A 15,699-nucleotide genomic window follows, 5' to 3' on the forward strand; every position below is an offset into this window, starting at 1 on the left:
TTATTTCTTTACGCTATTTTCACCACCCATCAATACGTACTGAATAATATTAGCACCCATTTTTAAGGCTTTTTGGCGTGTTTCCGGTGAGTCTTTGTGAACTTCATAACTTTCCCAGCCATCTCCTAAATCGCATTCGAAATCATAGAAACAAACCAAACGCCCTTTGTAAATTAAACCAAATCCCTGTGGTGCTTTGTCTTCATGTTCATGAATTTTAGGTAAGCCATTCGGGAAATCGAATTTTTGATGATAGATGGGATGCGAAAATGGTAGTTCTACAAAATCCAATTCAGGGAAAACACGTTTCATTTGCGGACGAATAAATTTATCCATTCCGTAATTATCAGAGAGGTGTAAAAATCCTCCGCCAATTAAATAGTTGCGCAAGTTCTCCGTTTCTTGTGAATTAAAAACCACGTTCCCATGCCCGGTCATGTGAACAAAAGGGTAGTTGTAGATATCCGGACTGCCAACTTCAATGGTCGCCTGTTCCGGGTTGATGGTTGTTTTTAAGTTGGTATTGCAAAATTCAATCAGATTTGGAAGGGATGTTTCTAAGTTTGCATACCAGTCGCCACCACCACTATATTTTAATAATGCAATTTGATAGGTTGGAGCAGGATTAAATGCGAAGCAACTTATAATTATGACAAGAAGTATAATTGATTTTTTAAGCATTTCGTTCTTTCGTGTCTTTTAATGATAAATACATTTCATTGAATCGTTCCACTACTTTTTGTAAAAAAGCATCATCTACTAATTTTTGAATCCCTTCCACACCATTTACTTCGCTGTGTCCAATCTTGAATGTTTGTTCCATATTCCCAGCTAAAAACTGAATTTGATATTTATCATTCATCGAAAAGATGTTGATGGTGATTTTGGGATGTGGTATGTTGGCTATAACTCTCATTTTTTCTTGATACTAAATACGTGATACTTGTTATCCTTTATAGGGTCCACTTTTAAATATGTTGGTTCCTTCATCTCCTTCTCTTCGAATTTTAGCTTGTATCACATGGGCAAGTTGCGCATAATGTGCTAAATTATTTTTTTTCAAAAAAGCAGCTGCATTGTCATCGCCATTAATATAATTGGCCATGGCTGCCCAATGGTATTGTTTGCTATCCATTAGCAATTGAAAAGCTTTTTTATCATCCCAAATAGCATTCACAAATGTAGCAAGCACGATGTGTTTGTGAACCAGTAAGTACTCAAATGCTTTTGCATGTCTGCTCGCAGCATCCTTGAGTTGTATCAATTCGGGAAAATTATGTTCTTCCAACCATAGCTTAGCTGCTGAGCTTCCTTCTACCCATGCAGTTGCTTTTTCTATGGCTTCCTTCGAATAATTCATTTGTATTCAAATTTACGAATAGAAAATCAGAATTACTTACTTTTTTTCTTTTTAGGCTTGGGGATTTTTCCAATTCTTGGATCGTCCTTCAGAATCAGTTCACACAAGCGATTTACACTGGATTCAAAATCATCGGCATCTTTGTTTATGACTTGCCAGCCACTGGTGCCGGGACCGAAGATTTGTATCGACCGCATACTTGGAAATTCTTTTTTTAAACTTTCATGATGCTCTTTTGATGTGCCAATCCATACGCCACTGTCCACATCATCTTTGTCTCTTAATGCGAGCACAATTTTTCCGTCAATATAAATGGAGTGGCAGCCAAACATTTGCTTCACAATTGGTTCCCTTGAAAATAAATTTTCGATTGCGAAACTGAAAGGGATGGATTTTTTCTGTTTTGCCATGATGAATTTCGATGAACTAAAACTTAATAATCGTCCGTAAGTTTAACTGACGTTGTGTTAAATAATTTGGAACAGCATATTGGCGTGCGGTTACATCTTCCACCCAGATATAAGAAACGGTATTGTTTGTGCCTAATAAGTTAAACACTTCTAAACTGATCCATAACGATTTTACAAAGCGTAACGGACTTTTGGGTTTGGGTTTTCTGTTTTCTTTTAAAGCCTGATATGAAAATCCGATGTCAACTCTTCGGTAAGAAGGCATGCGCAATACTTGCTGGTAGCGTTCCGTTCCAGGAGCACCGAAAGGAACACCGGAGCCAAACAATAAATTTAAGTGCATCTTTAAATCCGGAAGGTTGGGCATATTGTCTTGAAAGAATAATCCAAAACTTACCCGTTGATCGGTTGGGCGATAAATGTAGCCGGGTTCGTTTCGAACACTGTCGGTTGCAACGCTGTTGGCTGTATAGCCCGGAACAATCTTTTCGCCATCACTGTTGTAATAGTCGAAATAAAAATCGTCTTTTAAATCTTCTCGTGTTTCCATGATGGATAAAGATGCCCACGATTCCAAACCTTTTACAAATTCACCATTTACTTTTAAATCGATACCGGTTGCATAGCCACGTGCATTATTGTTTGCTGAATAACGAATGCGTACGTTATCAATTTCGTAAGGAATTAAATTGTCGAGGTATTTGTAATACGCTTCCGCTATAAATTTAAACGGACGTTTCCATGCTTTAAAATTATAGTCGCTCGTTAAAACAAAATGGATAGAGGTTTGTGCCTTGATGTTTTGATTGACAACACCATCACGTCCTCTGAGTTCTCTGTAAAAAGCCGGCTGGTAATAATAGCCGGAAGAAAATTTAAATAAGAAATCCCTCTTCCAATTGGGTTTAACACCAAATGTACCGCGTGGCCCAACTAAGATTTGATTGTTGAAGTCCCAATAGTTGGCACGAATACCCAATGTTGCGGAAATGGTAGATGTATCCTTTGTATCTTTCATCAACGAACCTTGCAAGTATCCTGAAATACGATTGGAGGAGATTTTGATTTTTGTTTTTACAACATCTTGCAGGGTAATATCGCCCGGATTGATAATTGGCCCCGGAGTGTTTGGTAATGAGAATCCTGCACTATCTACAAACTTCCATTCACTTAATTTATCTGTGATTTGTTCGTTGGAATATTTTACACCCCAGAGCAATTGTTTTTTGCCTTCGGTATACGTTCCTTTATGCTCTCCACTGAAAACGTAAGCATCAAGGTTTGTACGAGCATGATCAATATACGTTCCGATTCCTCTTTCTGTAACAATGTCTCCGAAATTTGGTTTTCCGAAATCGGTTTCCAATTCTCCGATAAAATATTGTCCTTGAATGTCAAATGCTTCTTCCTCCTTGCTTCTGAATGCGGAACCAATAAATTTTAAATTTAATTTTTCTGCATCATCATTGTAGATGGCCGACAAAGCGCCCATCATCGTGTTGAATTGGTCGATTTCTTGTCCGTCAAAATAAATTTTCAATCGCAACGCTTTATCAAGTGTTCCAAAATCCGTTTCTCTATTTTCCGGAACAAATTGATATTTATTACTCGCATAATTTCCTAAAAAATCCAATTCCCAATTCGGAGTGATGTCGTAGGTGGTATACATTTGAACATCGGCAAAAAATGGTTTATAATCGCCTTGTGCATCATTTTTCCCAAGCAGGTATTTGTTTGTTTTGTATCGAGCACCAAACAACCAGGTGAACCTATAATTTTTTGAGGAGCCTTCTAAATGTAAATTACTGCCCAATAAACTTCCAGAAACGGTTCCTGCAAATTTTCTAGGTTTGCGGTATTGCACATCCAGCACGCTCGACATTTTATCACCATACTTGGCTTCAAATCCACCGGCAGAAAACAAAACGGAGGAAACCAAATCCGGATTGATAAAACTCAAACCTTCTTGTTGCCCGGAGCGCGTCAAAAACGGACGATATACTTCTATGCCATTTACATATACGAGGTTTTCATCAAAATTTCCTCCACGAACAGAGTAGGAGGAACTCAACTCATTTCGGTTGGAGACGCCCGGTAATGTAAAAAGAATGGCATTGAAATCCTGACTGGCTGTTGGAATATGCGTAATGTTAATCGGGTCGAGGCGGGTTAGATCTTTAAAGCGGCTACCGTCATTCACTTCCACAACCGTCATGGTGATTTCTTTTGAATTAATTCTTCTTCCAATGTCTAATTTTTCACCGGTTGCTAAACGCACACTTCGTTGTGATTGGATAAAATTCAGGTGATAAAAAACGATAGTAATATCTGCATCTGCAGGAATCGAATATGAAAACTCTCCTTTTGCATTTGTGAAAGTTGGCGATTGCGGTGAGCCTAAAATAGAAATGCTCACATCTTCCACCGGTTGATTATCGATATCGGTTATTCTACCAAAAACAGTTGCGGTATTTTGAGAAATGAGTTGCGCAGAAACAAAAAGGAACAGCAACAAGCATTTCCATCCCGAGTTTTTAGTTATATGGCGTATGGGGAATTTCAAAATAAACGTCAGCGCAAATTAATTCTTCTTCTTAAAATCTCCGTTCTTCCAAGCCTTGATAAATTTCGACCAAGCAATAGGATTTAATAAATTATTGGGAGGAAGTTGTCCGGCATAATACAATTTACTTTGATATTGTTGCATGTTGTATTTTTGATTTAAGCTTGCATCCATTGCCATTCCTGTCATACGTTCTTTCACATCGGCACGCGCCATGTTTCTGTCGGCACGAATAATGTCATCTTCTGGAAGTTGCAATGCCAAAAATGCTTTTTTGAATTGCTCTTTTGTTGGCCACGGATATACCTCTGTTAATGCTAAACTAACGGTATCAGCTGTTAAAACTTGAATCAATGAATATTTATTGTTTGTTAAGGTATCCGGAATGATGAAGAATGCATCGTTAAAACCAATCGCAGAAAATTCAATGGTGTCACCTTCTTGTGCAACAAATGAATAGTATCCGAAAAAGTCACTTACTGTTCCACGGTGACTGTTTTGCACAATGATGCTTGTATAAGGAATCGGTCGCAAGCTGTCGCCTTCAACAACAACACCTGAAAATTGAACTAAATCGTGTTTCCCATCTTGCCAAGCAACTTTTTTATTTTGTGCCGTTGCAAAAAACGGGAGGACAATCATCGCGATTAGGTAAATAAATTTTTTCATAATAAGAGTTCTTAATCAATACTCAAAAGTACACATTTATTGCGCCATTTCAGAACAATTTTTAATAACGTATTCGCAGTGTTTTTATTGTAAAATTTGGCATAAAAAAAGCCTTCCGATTTTAATGGAAGGCTTTTGTAAGGTGTTTTAAGTTTGGATTTAATTTTTAATTGGAATCATTCCTCTGATGCCCATATCCACAACTGCTTCTCCGGCTTCCGGTTCGAAGTATCCATCGGCAGTAGAATCAATCCATTCAAAGCTTTTATTGGTAGACAATGAAACAGTAATTACAATATCACTGGTTTCAGAACCTGTAATAACAAGTGGAGAGTTGGCCATCAGGTTGTCGACAAACTGACCGGTTACTAAACAACTACCTGCAGGGATTGGTGAAGTAGCAAATAATGGATTCGGCACGGTAGTCCCTGCTGATTGACCATCAGAAAAATAATTGGTGCCCAGCACATTGGTTTGAAATCCCCAGTATCCTTGATTGTGATTTCCTGAACCACCTGTTCCTGAGGAAGGTGTATAACTTACTCCATTGATTTGATAGCCTGTGATATACGTTTTGAATCCGATAAACGATGCAATTGTTCCTGTTCCAAATCCTCCCGGTACAGCAGCCGATTTATACGTAATATCATAATTTTGGTAAGCAAGTGATACACGCAACCATTTATAAGATCCCGGTGTAATGGAGTCTAACGGAATTGAATAGAATACATCGTTTTCTGCAGATAAAACAGAAGCGCAATAATCAATTGCTGTTGCTCCACCAGCGGTGGTTTGTGTTCCAACATGCAATACCTTTCCGGCTCCTACTAAATCGAAGTCGCCAGCCAATTCAATATAATGCTGGCTCATGAAGTTAAAAATAGGAGATTGAGCGGCATGTCCGGCTGGAACCGTTGCCGGATTCCCGATGTTATCCAAACGCACTTGTGTGGAATCGAACTTGAATTTAAAGATTAAGCGCGGTGTTGCAGCGGATGTAGGTGTAAAAACTGTTGCTGGTGTACATGCTGCTGTTGGCGTAGGTGTAGTCGTTGTGGTTGTCGGTTCTTCGTCTTTGTCCTTTTTGCAGGAATTAAATGCAATCACACTTGTGAGTGCAAGTGATAGGATTGTAGTAGTTTTAAGCGTTTTCATGTTTTCTGATTTTTGTCATACGAAGATACAAAAAAAAGAAGGCTATTTGCCTGAAATTTAATACATTTGAGTTCGAATGTTTTTTAAAAAATAAGATGATGAATAAATTTTTACTCCCAATTGCACTGGTCTTTTCTACAGCACTAACAGCACAAATAACAATTACATCTGCCGATATGCCCAATGCCGGTGATTCGGTTTTGATTAGTGTTGCAAATTCAATTGATACCAATGATATCAATTTAACCGGTGCTAATTTTACATGGGATTATTCAACATTGATACCCACATTTCAGCGGTACGAAAAATTCGATTCACCTCTTACATTTCCAACTCCATTTAATTTGATATTCAATCCTTTTAATACAACCTACGGGAATGAAAATAATATTTTAACAAGCTTGCCAATTCCCGGAGTTACACTGGATATGGCCTACGATTTCTTAAAAGAATCTTCTTCAAAGTTTCGTCAAATTGGTGCCGGATACACCATTAATGGTGCACCATTGCCTTTTTTGTATACTTCAGATGATGTGATTTATAATTTTCCAATGGATTATTTAGATACAGATTCTTGTGATTATAAATTCGCATTGCCGATTCCTACAATAGGATATTACGGACAAGATGGTCATCGTGTGAATGTGGTAGATGGCTGGGGAACTTTGATTACGCCATTTGGTACATTTAATACATTACGTGTGAAATCGACTATCTCCGCGGTTGATACGTTGGCGTTGGATATTCTTGGCTTTGGAAGCGATATTCCTCGTCCTACTCGTTACGAGTTTAAATGGTTGGCAAACGGAATGCAAATTCCTGTTTTAAAAGTGGATGCTACGGATGTTTTGGGAACAATTACCATTAATAATGTTGAATATCAAGACACATTGCTTCCCGGAGTTCCTCAGTTAAGTATTGCAGATTATTCTACTGAAGATTTTAATTCCCTGGTCTATCCAAATCCGATTGTTGACAATGCTGTTTTTCAATATACATTGAAGGGGAAATCGCAAGTAAAAATTCGCGTAACGGATATTGTTGGAAAAACAATTTCTACATTGATTAATCAAACGCAAGGAGCAGGAACGTACCAACAATCCATTCCTGTTGCTGATTTAAAACTGTCTCAAGGAGTTTATATGATTGTCTTGGAAACCAATACAGGCAGAGCTGTCCATCGAATAGTCGTTTCTAAATAAATTTTAAATAACGAAGCCCCGTTCTGATAAAGAACGGGGCTTTTTTTATGGATAGTAGAAGCCATCAGAAATCTATTCTTCCTTTCGTATCAAACTAAATTTATCTTTCAACCTCAAAAAGATCGATTCATAATACTGATAACTTAATTCGGAAACTAAAATCGTTGAGAAAAAAGAAATCAGTAAAAGTATGATAAACGTGTATTTACTCATCTGCTGGATATTAATTCCCATTAGGTAAAAAAGAAATAATACCACAAAAAATACAATCATGTGATAGCAGTACATTCCATAGGTGAATTTGCCAAAGGATGAAATTAGTTTCCAGTTTTTGATTTTAAATAAGGAATGTTTCGCATAGTTCTGTTCTAAAATTATCAATGCAAAAAGAGTGGAATAAACCAATGGCATGATAGAAGAAACATGGCTGTAATACACTCCGAGTTTCCAAGTATAGAGTCGCATTGGAATCATTATTAAAAGCAATAAATAAAGGAGTGCAATGGCATATTTTGGTGTTTTTTCAATCCATTCGATGGTCGTTTTTTGGAAGGCCAAATAGGCGATGACGCCACCGGTAGCCAAATCCGATAAAGACGAGAGTGAATGGTATTTGTTCAGCATGGCATTTCCTTGTGAGTAAAAAAAGCGGAAGGCAACTGATGCTAAAATGATAATGATAAAAGCTCTAAGGAGGTATTTGTTTGGAATGAATGCAACAATCAATGGCCAGAATAAATAAAATTGTTCTTCAACCGATACCGACCAAAGTATTCCGATTAATACATTGGTGATGCCATTGTAGAGATAATCAAAGTTGCCGGTAAAGGTTAAATAAAACCATTTGTTGAGTTCGTCTGTAGTTACACTAATGGGAAACCATTTCGGTAAAATGGGTTCAAACATTGGGAAAACAACTAAGCACATCGCTACAATTAAAAAGTAGAGTGGCCAGATGCGGAGTGCTCTTCGGAGGTAAAAATTTTTGATATTGATTTTCCCGCTGAGTTCTTTTTCTTTTAAAAGGAGATAGGTAATGAGAAAACCACTTAATACAAAGAAAAAACTTACACCTAAGTCGCCACTCCATAAATAATTGGAACGGATAAAACTATAGCTAGCAGATGAGTTGAAGTATCCTAAACTGCCGGTTGCATGATTGATAAACACCACAAAGAATGCAAAAAAACGCAATCCTTCGAGGTTAGGGAAAAATACTTTGTTGGACTCAATCATTCAATAAATGGATAATGCTCGCAATTTATATATTTTTTCTGCAAAACGACCCGTTTTTAATCTTTGTACATTTCTTAATTAATTGTAAATTTGCGCCCTAAAATCATTCTATAAAATGTCGAGATTCAATTCATTAAAAGTTGTTGATGTTGTTCGTGAAACAGCTGATGCAGTTTCTGTAGCCTTTGAAGTACCTGCTAATTTAAAGCAAGATTATAAATATAAACAAGGACAATACCTCACTTTGAAATTTAATATCAAAGGGGAAGAGTTGAGACGCTCTTATTCCATCTGTAGCAGTCCGGTTGACGAAAACGAATTGCGTGTTGCGGTTAAGAAGGTGAAAGATGGACGTGTATCTACATTTATTAACGATACTATAAAAGTTGGTGATGTTGTGGAAGTGATGCTCCCGATGGGAAATTTCTTCACTGAAATGAACGCTGCCAATAAAAAGAATTATATCCTTTTTGGTGGTGGCAGTGGAATCACTCCAATGCTTTCTATTTTAAAAACAGTATTGAAGTCGGAACCGAACAGCAGAATTACCTTATTTTATGGTAATAATGACGAATCTTCCATCATCTTCAAAAAACAAATCGAGCAATTGGCAGTGTCCAATTCTGATAGATTAAATGTTGTACATGTTTTAAATACTCCTCCAACGGGTCATCCTGAAAAATTAAAAGGAATGATGACCAAAGAGAAGAATATTGAATTGGTGAAGGATTATGTAGATGTAGCTGCTGACAATGAATATTTCATTTGTGGTCCCGGACCAATGATGGAAAATGTGGTGAATGCATTGAAAGAACTAAAAATCAATGAAACAACTGTTCATATCGAGTATTTCACAGCTCCTGTAAATGCAGATGAGATAAAACCTTCTGGAAATACAGCTACCGGTGCTTCTGCAACTATCATTATTGATGGTGATGAACATCCTGTTGTATTGGAAGAAAATGAAACGATTTTAGAAGCAGCTATTCGTATCGGATTGGATGCTCCTTATGCTTGTCAAGGTGGTTCATGTTGCACATGCCGTGCTTTATTAGAAGACGGGAAAGTAGAAATGGCTGTGAATTATGCGCTTTCTGCATCAGAAGTAAAACAAGGATTTATCTTAACGTGCCAAAGCCGACCTACTACTGATAAAGTAGTGGTGAATTACGATAAAGGATTGTAGGTTTAAAATATTTGAATGAAAAAAGGTCGCAATTTTTTCATTGCGACCTTTTTCTTTTTTATGATTGCGGGAATTTATCTACTGCAAACTAATCTCACCGCTCTGTATCAACTGCATGTCCTTCGTAATTCTGTAAAAGTATACTCCTTTTGCTTTTTCACTGATATCAATGCGTTGAATATCTGAGTTGGATGTTGTCTCGTAAATTTTCTTTCCAGTTAGATCAAACACTTCAATATGACTTCCTTTTTCTAATCCGCTAAAATTAAATTGTCCGGATGAAGGATTTGGATAAACCGAAATATGAATGTTTGAATTTTGGTCAATAGCTGTTGTTAAAAGATCCGACAAATTGATATTGTCGAGGTAAACAGCTTGTCCATAATGTCCTCGATTTTGAAATGCAAACAGAATGTTGTTTTGTCCACTATAAGCTAATAAATCAATGGTGTCTTTATCCCATTGTCCGGAAGTAGGAACAAAAATAGCAGAAGTGAAATCGGGAGCTGTTGCCAATGCAGTAGAGCTTTTAGTATACAATGAAGTATATGTTTGTCCACAATCGGTTGAAATTAAAACAACAAGTGAATCGTTGTAAGTTCCGCTATATCGCGCATATGCTCTATCGAACGTCAAAATCGGATGAGTTACTGCTGTGAAATCAAATAAAGGAGTTCTCAATTCATCACGCTCCCCGTTTGCATCATAACTGTAATTGTCAAAAAATACCGATTGAGAGCTTGTTCCAAATCCTCCAACAGCTGTTGAATGTTGCCACACTTGAGCATTCCCTGCATAATCATAATTCGACCAATTGGGCGGTGTAGCGGAGGATGCAAACCCTTCAGCGAAAGGTAATGATTGAGAGCTGCTCACAACCATATACGATGACTCGGTTACCGAATTCGTTCCAAATCCATTTGTACAAGAAAGTGTGACATTGTAGGTGCCTACTGCTGGATAAGTAACTGTTGGATTTTGTAAGGTAGAGGTAGAAGGTGTTCCTCCAGGGAAACTCCAGCTCCAAGCGGTAGGAGATCCTGTACTTAAATCTGTGAAGGTTACGGTAGTACCCGGACAAATTGTGTTTTCGTTTACCGTGAATGAAGGTGCCGGTGGCATGCTCACATTTAATGGAAGTTCCCAAACGCCTCGTCCATAGTAAGCAACTCGTATCAGGCTCGATGTCGTTCCGGGGTTATAAACCATAAAATCTTGAATGTTTGCAACTGTTGGTAAGTTGTATGAAATATTTGTCCACAAAGCACTTCCGACTTCTTTATAATAAACTCCCTTTGCGCTGCATACATACATCGCTTCATTGGTATTAAATTCATCATGATAAATTTTGATGATATTTACTCCAACGGGTAGGTTAGAACTTACATCCGTCCACGTTGAACCTTTATTGGATGAACGATATACTTTACTTCCACAAGAAACATAAACAATATTGGGGTTGCTTTTTATTCCTGCGATGCTAGCATACAAAGCAGTAGATCCCGGAGCGGTATACATTGTAAACGTTGGTGATGGAGCCAGTGCATTGTCACTACGATAAACTTTATTGGATGCAGTAACAACATACAGCATAGTAGAATCTGCCGGAGAACTATTTATTGCTTTTACTTGCTGGTTGAAGGTGGATATTTGTGTCCACGTTGGTGTTCCTGCATTCAAATTGGTTGTTCTCCAGATATTTTGTTCACCAGAAAATCCTGTTGTTGTTATGTTTTTTCTGAATTCGAGAACAATATTATTGGTGGGAGTAAAGGGTAGATTATAACTAGCATCTGAGCCGGTAACAATTCGTCTATCGCCATTTTCATAATAATAAACCATATTGTTGGTTAAATAGTCAAAAGACGATCGGCTGCCCCAATCACCACCTCTGTTTGTTTTCCAGCTGCCTGAGCTATAATACAATTCACCATTGTCTTGAGTTCCAATGCTAATCATATCTTGTTTAATCGGACTTTGTGATGCATGATAAATTTCGGTAGCGGATAATCCATTTGACCTTTGCGTCCAATTGTCTCCGTTATCCAAACTACGCCAAACACCGCCATCATTGATGCTGAATAATTTTCCTGGGAAAGTTGGATGATAAGCAATTCCATGCATGTCCGTATGCAAATTCGCCCACCAATCAGTTAATTGTGTCCATGATACACCACCATTTGTGCTTCTCCATACAACGTGTGACACAACAAATAGGTTGTTGGGATTACTAGGGTCTGCGGTCATTGAAAAATTATAATTCCCCTGTCCACCTCCAATATCAGTTGCGTCATAACCAACAATTGATTGGGTGGTACTCGTATAAACAGTTGTGAAAGAAGCACCGCTGTTTGTTGATTTTAAGATTGTTCCATTTTGTTTGACCATCCCAACATAAACAATGCTCGGGTTTGCAGCGCTTACGGCTATTCTCATTCCTTCACCGCTTCCGCCTCCGGGTATGGTAACACCAGCTGTTGTTTGAACCCAAGTGGTTCCAAAGTCTGTCGATTTCCAAAATTGTGAATGTGTAACAGCATACAAGGTTGTGCTACTGCCCGGTTGAAATTGCATGTCCGTAAAATCGCCTCCTGTTTTTACTAAAACCCAGTTGGCTCCTGCATTTGTAGATTTATAAATTCCGTTGTTTGTTGCTGTAACCAATATATTATTATTGGTAGGCGACATTAAAATTTCAATTGGTAATAAATTTCCCAGTCCGGTGGTGGATTGTGTCCATGTTGCTCCCGCATCCGTACTTTTCCAAATCCCAAAATCTCCGCCATAATAATTTGCATCCCCAGTTCCGAGATAAAGAATGTTGTCGTCTGTATAATCGATGCAAACAGATGCACAGGCAGTGGCGGGTAAATTGTCGCTTCCTGTTTTTACCCACGAGTTTGCACTATCACTACTGATCCATAATCCTCCTGATGCACTCACGGCATACATTTTCAGTGGGTTGGTTGGATGGAATTTTAGTTGAGAGACCCTTCCAATACCGTTTATTTGGCCGGAAATATCCGTAGGGAAAAGATTAGGGCCAGTCGATTGCCACGTTGTTCCAGGTTGCGCAACACACTTTGTGGTAATTAATAATATGGCAAAAAGTAGATAGGTATATTTAAATATGTTCATTGTCGATAGGTTTTTAATGCGATTAAGAAATTATTTTTTTTGTTCTTGCCAAAGTTTTAATTGCTCATCTGCACTCAAAATTCTTCCGTCTTCTTGCACGTATGGTTTAACTTTTAATTGCCAATGCTTAAATTTTTTGACGTCCAATTTGTATTTTCTTATTTCCTCTTCTGCTCGTTCTTCTTTCGATTTAAAAAAGCGTTGAAGGAAATTTTGTTTTTCTGAGGCAGATTTTTTTTGCCCAATAATTTCATCTTCTTCTGAAGGCATTTTTCGGATGGACCAAAATTCATCGTAAGCTTTCACTGTCTCAAAATAATTTGCATTTGGATCATTCATCATCTCTATCCAATAAGGGTGTTTTGAATAATTTGGCGTTTGTTTATTCTTCTGTGAAAAGGAAAGATTGATAAATAATAGCATTGAAAGTGCTATTAAGAAAAATTTTAGAGTGATATTTTTCATTGCAAATTGTATTTTGTTTAGAACAAATTAAGTAGTTAAACGTTTTGTTATCAAACACAAAACAAAGAAATTATTAGTAATCGGTACTCTTGCTGAATCTGATTTTTGTAAGAAATACAGCACTTTATAACGATTAAAACCATTAATTTTATCTTCAATTTTGTAAAAACTGATTTAATCCGTATTTTTATAGCTTATAAGATTGATTACTATGGAAGACGCAAAACAACTGGAAGCTTTTGAAGCAAAAATTGCTTCAGGACAAAAAATAGAACCGAAAGATTGGATGCCGGAAGCATACCGCAAACAATTGGTTCGTATGATGAGTCAGCATGCTCATTCAGAAATTGTTGGAATGTTGCCGGAAGGAAACTGGATTACCCGTGCTCCCAACTTACGCAGAAAAGCAATTTTATTAGCGAAAGTGCAAGATGAAGCCGGACATGGTTTGTACTTATACAGCGCAACAGAAACATTGGGTGTTGATCGTGCTGAATTATTAGCTCAATTGCATACCGGAAAAGCAAAATATTCCAGCATCTTTAATTATCCAACATTAACCTGGGCCGATATCGGAGCAATTGGTTGGTTGGTAGATGGTGCAGCAATTATGAATCAAACGGCTTTGGCACGCGGTTCTTACGGACCGTATTGTCGGGCAATGATCCGCATTTGTAAAGAAGAGAGTTTTCACAACCGTCAGGGATATGAAATCATGATGTCGTTAGCACAAGGAACGTCTGAACAAAAAGCATTGGCGCAAGATGCGTTAAATCGCTGGTGGTGGCCCGCTATTATGATGTTAGGACCAAGTGACGATCAATCACCAAACAGTGATCAGTTAATGCGTTGGAAAGTGAAAATGGAAAGTAACGATGCCATTCGTCAACGTTTTATTGATAGAACCGTTCCTCAAGCGGATTTTATCGGATTAACTATTCCTGATAAAGACATGACGTTTGATGAAAAAACAGGACATTATACCCATGGACCAATTAATTGGGATGAATTTTTTGATGTGATTAAAGGAAATGGTCCCTGCAATGCAAAGCGTTTGAAAGCAAGAGTTGATGCAGATAAAAAAGGAGCATGGGTGCGTGAAGCCGCATCTGCTTATGCTGCAAAACAAGCAAAAGAAAAACAAGTAGCATAAATTGTTGATCGTTTTTGGTTGTGAGTTGTTGGAAAACACTTTATGACCAGAGCTAACAACTTTAAACTAATAACTAACAACTAAGATTATGAGTGATTCACAATGGCCGGTATGGGAAGTATTTGTACAAGCAAATCCGGGAATATCACACAAGCACGTGGGTAACGTTCATGCAGCTGATGCTGAAATGGCAATTCAAAATGCGCGCGATGTATATACGCGTAGAAGCGAAGGTATTAGTATTTGGGTAGTTCCAGCGAATGCAATTTCGGCTTCCAGCCCGGAAGATCAAGGTGCATTTTTTGAACCATCCAACGATAAACCGTATCGCCACCCCACATTTTATAAAATTCCGGAAGGAGTAAAATATTTATAATCAAATGACATTACAAGAAGCAAAATTTGAATACTTACTGCGCTTAGGTGATAGCAGTTTGATTATCGGTCACCGTTTGTCGGAGTGGTGTGGACATGGACCAATTCTGGAGGAAGATATCGCGTTGATTAATATCGCTTTGGATTTTGTTGGCAATGCTACTTCTATTTTAGGTTATGCCGGACAAGTTGAAGGAAAAGGTAGAACAGAGGATGATTTGGCATTTATGCGTGGCGAAAGAGAATTTCGTAATTTATTAATTACCGAACAACCCAACGGAGATTTTGCAAATACGATTGCTCGTCAATTTTTATTTGATACGTATATGTTTTTCTTATACGAAGAATTAAAAAGTAGTAAAGACGAAACCATTGCAGCAATTGCTGTAAAGTCTCATAAGGAAATTACGTATCACTTGCGTCATACAACGGAATGGATGTTGCGCTTAGGAGATGGAACGGCAGAAAGTCATGAGCGTTTGCAAAATGGGTTAAACGATTTGTGGATGTTTACTTCTGAAATGTTTGACATGGATGAGGTGGATACACTATTGATGAAAGAAGGCATTGCTCCTGATTTAAATAAAGTGAAAGCAAATTGGGAAAAACGCGTTCATGAAGTGTTGGCTGAAGCAACCTTAGAAATTCCAACAACCACTTTCAAGCAAAAAGGTAGTAAAGAAGGGAAACATTCTGAGCACTTAGGGTTTTTATTAGCGGAAATGCAATACGTGCATAGAGCGTATCCTGGAGCCAAATGGTAGCTTTTGAATAATAAATCTCTATG

15 protein-coding genes are annotated in these 15,699 nt (G+C 37.8%); 5 read left to right on the forward strand and 10 right to left on the reverse strand.

Annotated elements, in window-relative coordinates; genetic code table 11:
- The 7 genes from IPP64_05005 to IPP64_05035 all read right to left on the reverse strand — a co-directional run bounded on the left by IPP64_05005 (position 1) and on the right by IPP64_05035 (position 6,157).
- Complete coding sequence (locus IPP64_05005; GenBank protein ID MBL0328777.1) at positions 1–681, reverse strand: DUF4159 domain-containing protein; 681 nt, start codon at positions 679–681, stop codon at positions 1–3.
- Positions 674–916 (reverse strand): hypothetical protein, encoded by a 243-nt coding sequence (locus IPP64_05010; protein ID MBL0328778.1) that lies wholly within the window; start codon positions 914–916, stop codon positions 674–676. The genes IPP64_05005 and IPP64_05010 overlap by 8 nt, the downstream gene beginning before the upstream one ends.
- Before the next feature lie 30 nt (positions 917–946).
- A complete protein-coding gene (locus IPP64_05015; protein MBL0328779.1) occupies positions 947–1,360 on the reverse strand; it encodes a hypothetical protein in 414 nt (137 codons plus the stop codon).
- 32 nt (positions 1,361–1,392) lie between these two features.
- Positions 1,393–1,770: a hypothetical protein gene (locus IPP64_05020; protein MBL0328780.1), complete on the reverse strand. Its 378-nt coding sequence runs from the start codon at positions 1,768–1,770 to the stop codon at positions 1,393–1,395.
- Between the two features lie 16 nt (positions 1,771–1,786).
- Positions 1,787–4,282 carry a TonB-dependent receptor plug domain-containing protein gene (locus tag IPP64_05025; protein ID MBL0328781.1) on the reverse strand — a complete coding sequence of 832 codons (2,496 nt, stop codon included), beginning with the start codon at positions 4,280–4,282 and terminating at the stop codon, positions 1,787–1,789.
- Between the two features lie 69 nt (positions 4,283–4,351).
- Positions 4,352–5,002 (reverse strand): carboxypeptidase-like regulatory domain-containing protein, encoded by a 651-nt coding sequence (locus tag IPP64_05030; GenBank protein MBL0328782.1) that lies wholly within the window; start codon positions 5,000–5,002, stop codon positions 4,352–4,354.
- Between the two features lie 159 nt (positions 5,003–5,161).
- Positions 5,162–6,157 carry a hypothetical protein gene (locus IPP64_05035; GenBank protein ID MBL0328783.1) on the reverse strand — a complete coding sequence of 332 codons (996 nt, stop codon included), beginning with the start codon at positions 6,155–6,157 and terminating at the stop codon, positions 5,162–5,164.
- A gap of 98 nt (positions 6,158–6,255) precedes the next feature.
- Between IPP64_05035 and IPP64_05040 the strand changes: the two genes are divergently transcribed.
- The gene (locus IPP64_05040; GenBank protein ID MBL0328784.1) at positions 6,256–7,359 is read left to right on the forward strand and encodes a T9SS type A sorting domain-containing protein; all 1,104 of its coding nucleotides are present in this window, start codon (positions 6,256–6,258) and stop codon (positions 7,357–7,359) included.
- 72 nt (positions 7,360–7,431) lie between these two features.
- On the opposite strand, the gene IPP64_05045 is transcribed toward IPP64_05040, so the two are convergent.
- Positions 7,432–8,595, reverse strand: a complete 1,164-nt coding sequence (locus IPP64_05045) for an acyltransferase (GenBank protein MBL0328785.1) — start codon at positions 8,593–8,595, stop codon at positions 7,432–7,434.
- 115 nt (positions 8,596–8,710) lie between these two features.
- Here IPP64_05045 and IPP64_05050 point away from each other — a divergent pair, with 115 nt between their 5' ends.
- A complete protein-coding gene (locus IPP64_05050; protein ID MBL0328786.1) occupies positions 8,711–9,781 on the forward strand; it encodes a 2Fe-2S iron-sulfur cluster binding domain-containing protein in 1,071 nt (356 codons plus the stop codon).
- Positions 9,782–9,859: 78 nt separating this feature from the next.
- Here the strand turns inward: IPP64_05050 and IPP64_05055 are convergent, their stop codons facing one another.
- Positions 9,860–12,919, reverse strand: coding sequence for a PKD domain-containing protein (locus IPP64_05055; GenBank protein ID MBL0328787.1), 3,060 nt, complete (start codon positions 12,917–12,919; stop codon positions 9,860–9,862).
- Between the two features lie 30 nt (positions 12,920–12,949).
- On the reverse strand, positions 12,950–13,384 hold the full coding sequence (locus tag IPP64_05060) for a hypothetical protein (GenBank protein MBL0328788.1): 435 nt from the start codon (positions 13,382–13,384) through the stop codon (positions 12,950–12,952).
- A 211-nt stretch (positions 13,385–13,595) separates the two neighbouring features.
- Here IPP64_05060 and paaA point away from each other — a divergent pair, with 211 nt between their 5' ends.
- The 3 genes from paaA to paaC all read left to right on the forward strand — a co-directional run bounded on the left by paaA (position 13,596) and on the right by paaC (position 15,676).
- Positions 13,596–14,537, forward strand: coding sequence for a 1,2-phenylacetyl-CoA epoxidase subunit A (gene paaA, locus IPP64_05065; GenBank protein ID MBL0328789.1), 942 nt, complete (start codon positions 13,596–13,598; stop codon positions 14,535–14,537).
- An 88-nt stretch (positions 14,538–14,625) separates the two neighbouring features.
- Positions 14,626–14,913 (forward strand): 1,2-phenylacetyl-CoA epoxidase subunit B, encoded by a 288-nt coding sequence (gene paaB / locus IPP64_05070; protein MBL0328790.1) that lies wholly within the window; start codon positions 14,626–14,628, stop codon positions 14,911–14,913.
- Between the two features lie 4 nt (positions 14,914–14,917).
- A complete protein-coding gene (gene paaC / locus IPP64_05075; protein ID MBL0328791.1) occupies positions 14,918–15,676 on the forward strand; it encodes a phenylacetate-CoA oxygenase subunit PaaC in 759 nt (252 codons plus the stop codon).
- Positions 15,677–15,699 lie beyond the last annotated feature (23 nt).

It is taken from the genome of Bacteroidota bacterium (genome assembly GCA_016722565.1).
Lineage (GTDB): Bacteria > Bacteroidota > Bacteroidia > 2-12-FULL-35-15 > 2-12-FULL-35-15 > 2-12-FULL-35-15.

Coding starts and splice junctions, on each gene's coding strand:
- IPP64_05040 (MBL0328784.1), top strand. CDS start 6,256: ATGAATAAATTTTTACTCCCAATTGCACTGGTCTTTTCTACAGCACTA.
- paaA (MBL0328789.1), top strand. CDS start 13,596: ATGGAAGACGCAAAACAACTGGAAGCTTTTGAAGCAAAAATTGCTTCA.
- IPP64_05030 (MBL0328782.1), bottom strand. CDS start 5,002: ATGAAAAAATTTATTTACCTAATCGCGATGATTGTCCTCCCGTTTTTT.
- IPP64_05055 (MBL0328787.1), bottom strand. CDS start 12,919: ATGAACATATTTAAATATACCTATCTACTTTTTGCCATATTATTAATT.
- IPP64_05060 (MBL0328788.1), bottom strand. CDS start 13,384: ATGAAAAATATCACTCTAAAATTTTTCTTAATAGCACTTTCAATGCTA.
- IPP64_05005 (MBL0328777.1), bottom strand. CDS start 681: ATGCTTAAAAAATCAATTATACTTCTTGTCATAATTATAAGTTGCTTC.
- paaC (MBL0328791.1), top strand. CDS start 14,918: ATGACATTACAAGAAGCAAAATTTGAATACTTACTGCGCTTAGGTGAT.
- paaB (MBL0328790.1), top strand. CDS start 14,626: ATGAGTGATTCACAATGGCCGGTATGGGAAGTATTTGTACAAGCAAAT.
- IPP64_05045 (MBL0328785.1), bottom strand. CDS start 8,595: ATGATTGAGTCCAACAAAGTATTTTTCCCTAACCTCGAAGGATTGCGT.
- IPP64_05015 (MBL0328779.1), bottom strand. CDS start 1,360: ATGAATTATTCGAAGGAAGCCATAGAAAAAGCAACTGCATGGGTAGAA.
- IPP64_05010 (MBL0328778.1), bottom strand. CDS start 916: ATGAGAGTTATAGCCAACATACCACATCCCAAAATCACCATCAACATC.
- IPP64_05035 (MBL0328783.1), bottom strand. CDS start 6,157: ATGAAAACGCTTAAAACTACTACAATCCTATCACTTGCACTCACAAGT.
- IPP64_05020 (MBL0328780.1), bottom strand. CDS start 1,770: ATGGCAAAACAGAAAAAATCCATCCCTTTCAGTTTCGCAATCGAAAAT.
- IPP64_05050 (MBL0328786.1), top strand. CDS start 8,711: ATGTCGAGATTCAATTCATTAAAAGTTGTTGATGTTGTTCGTGAAACA.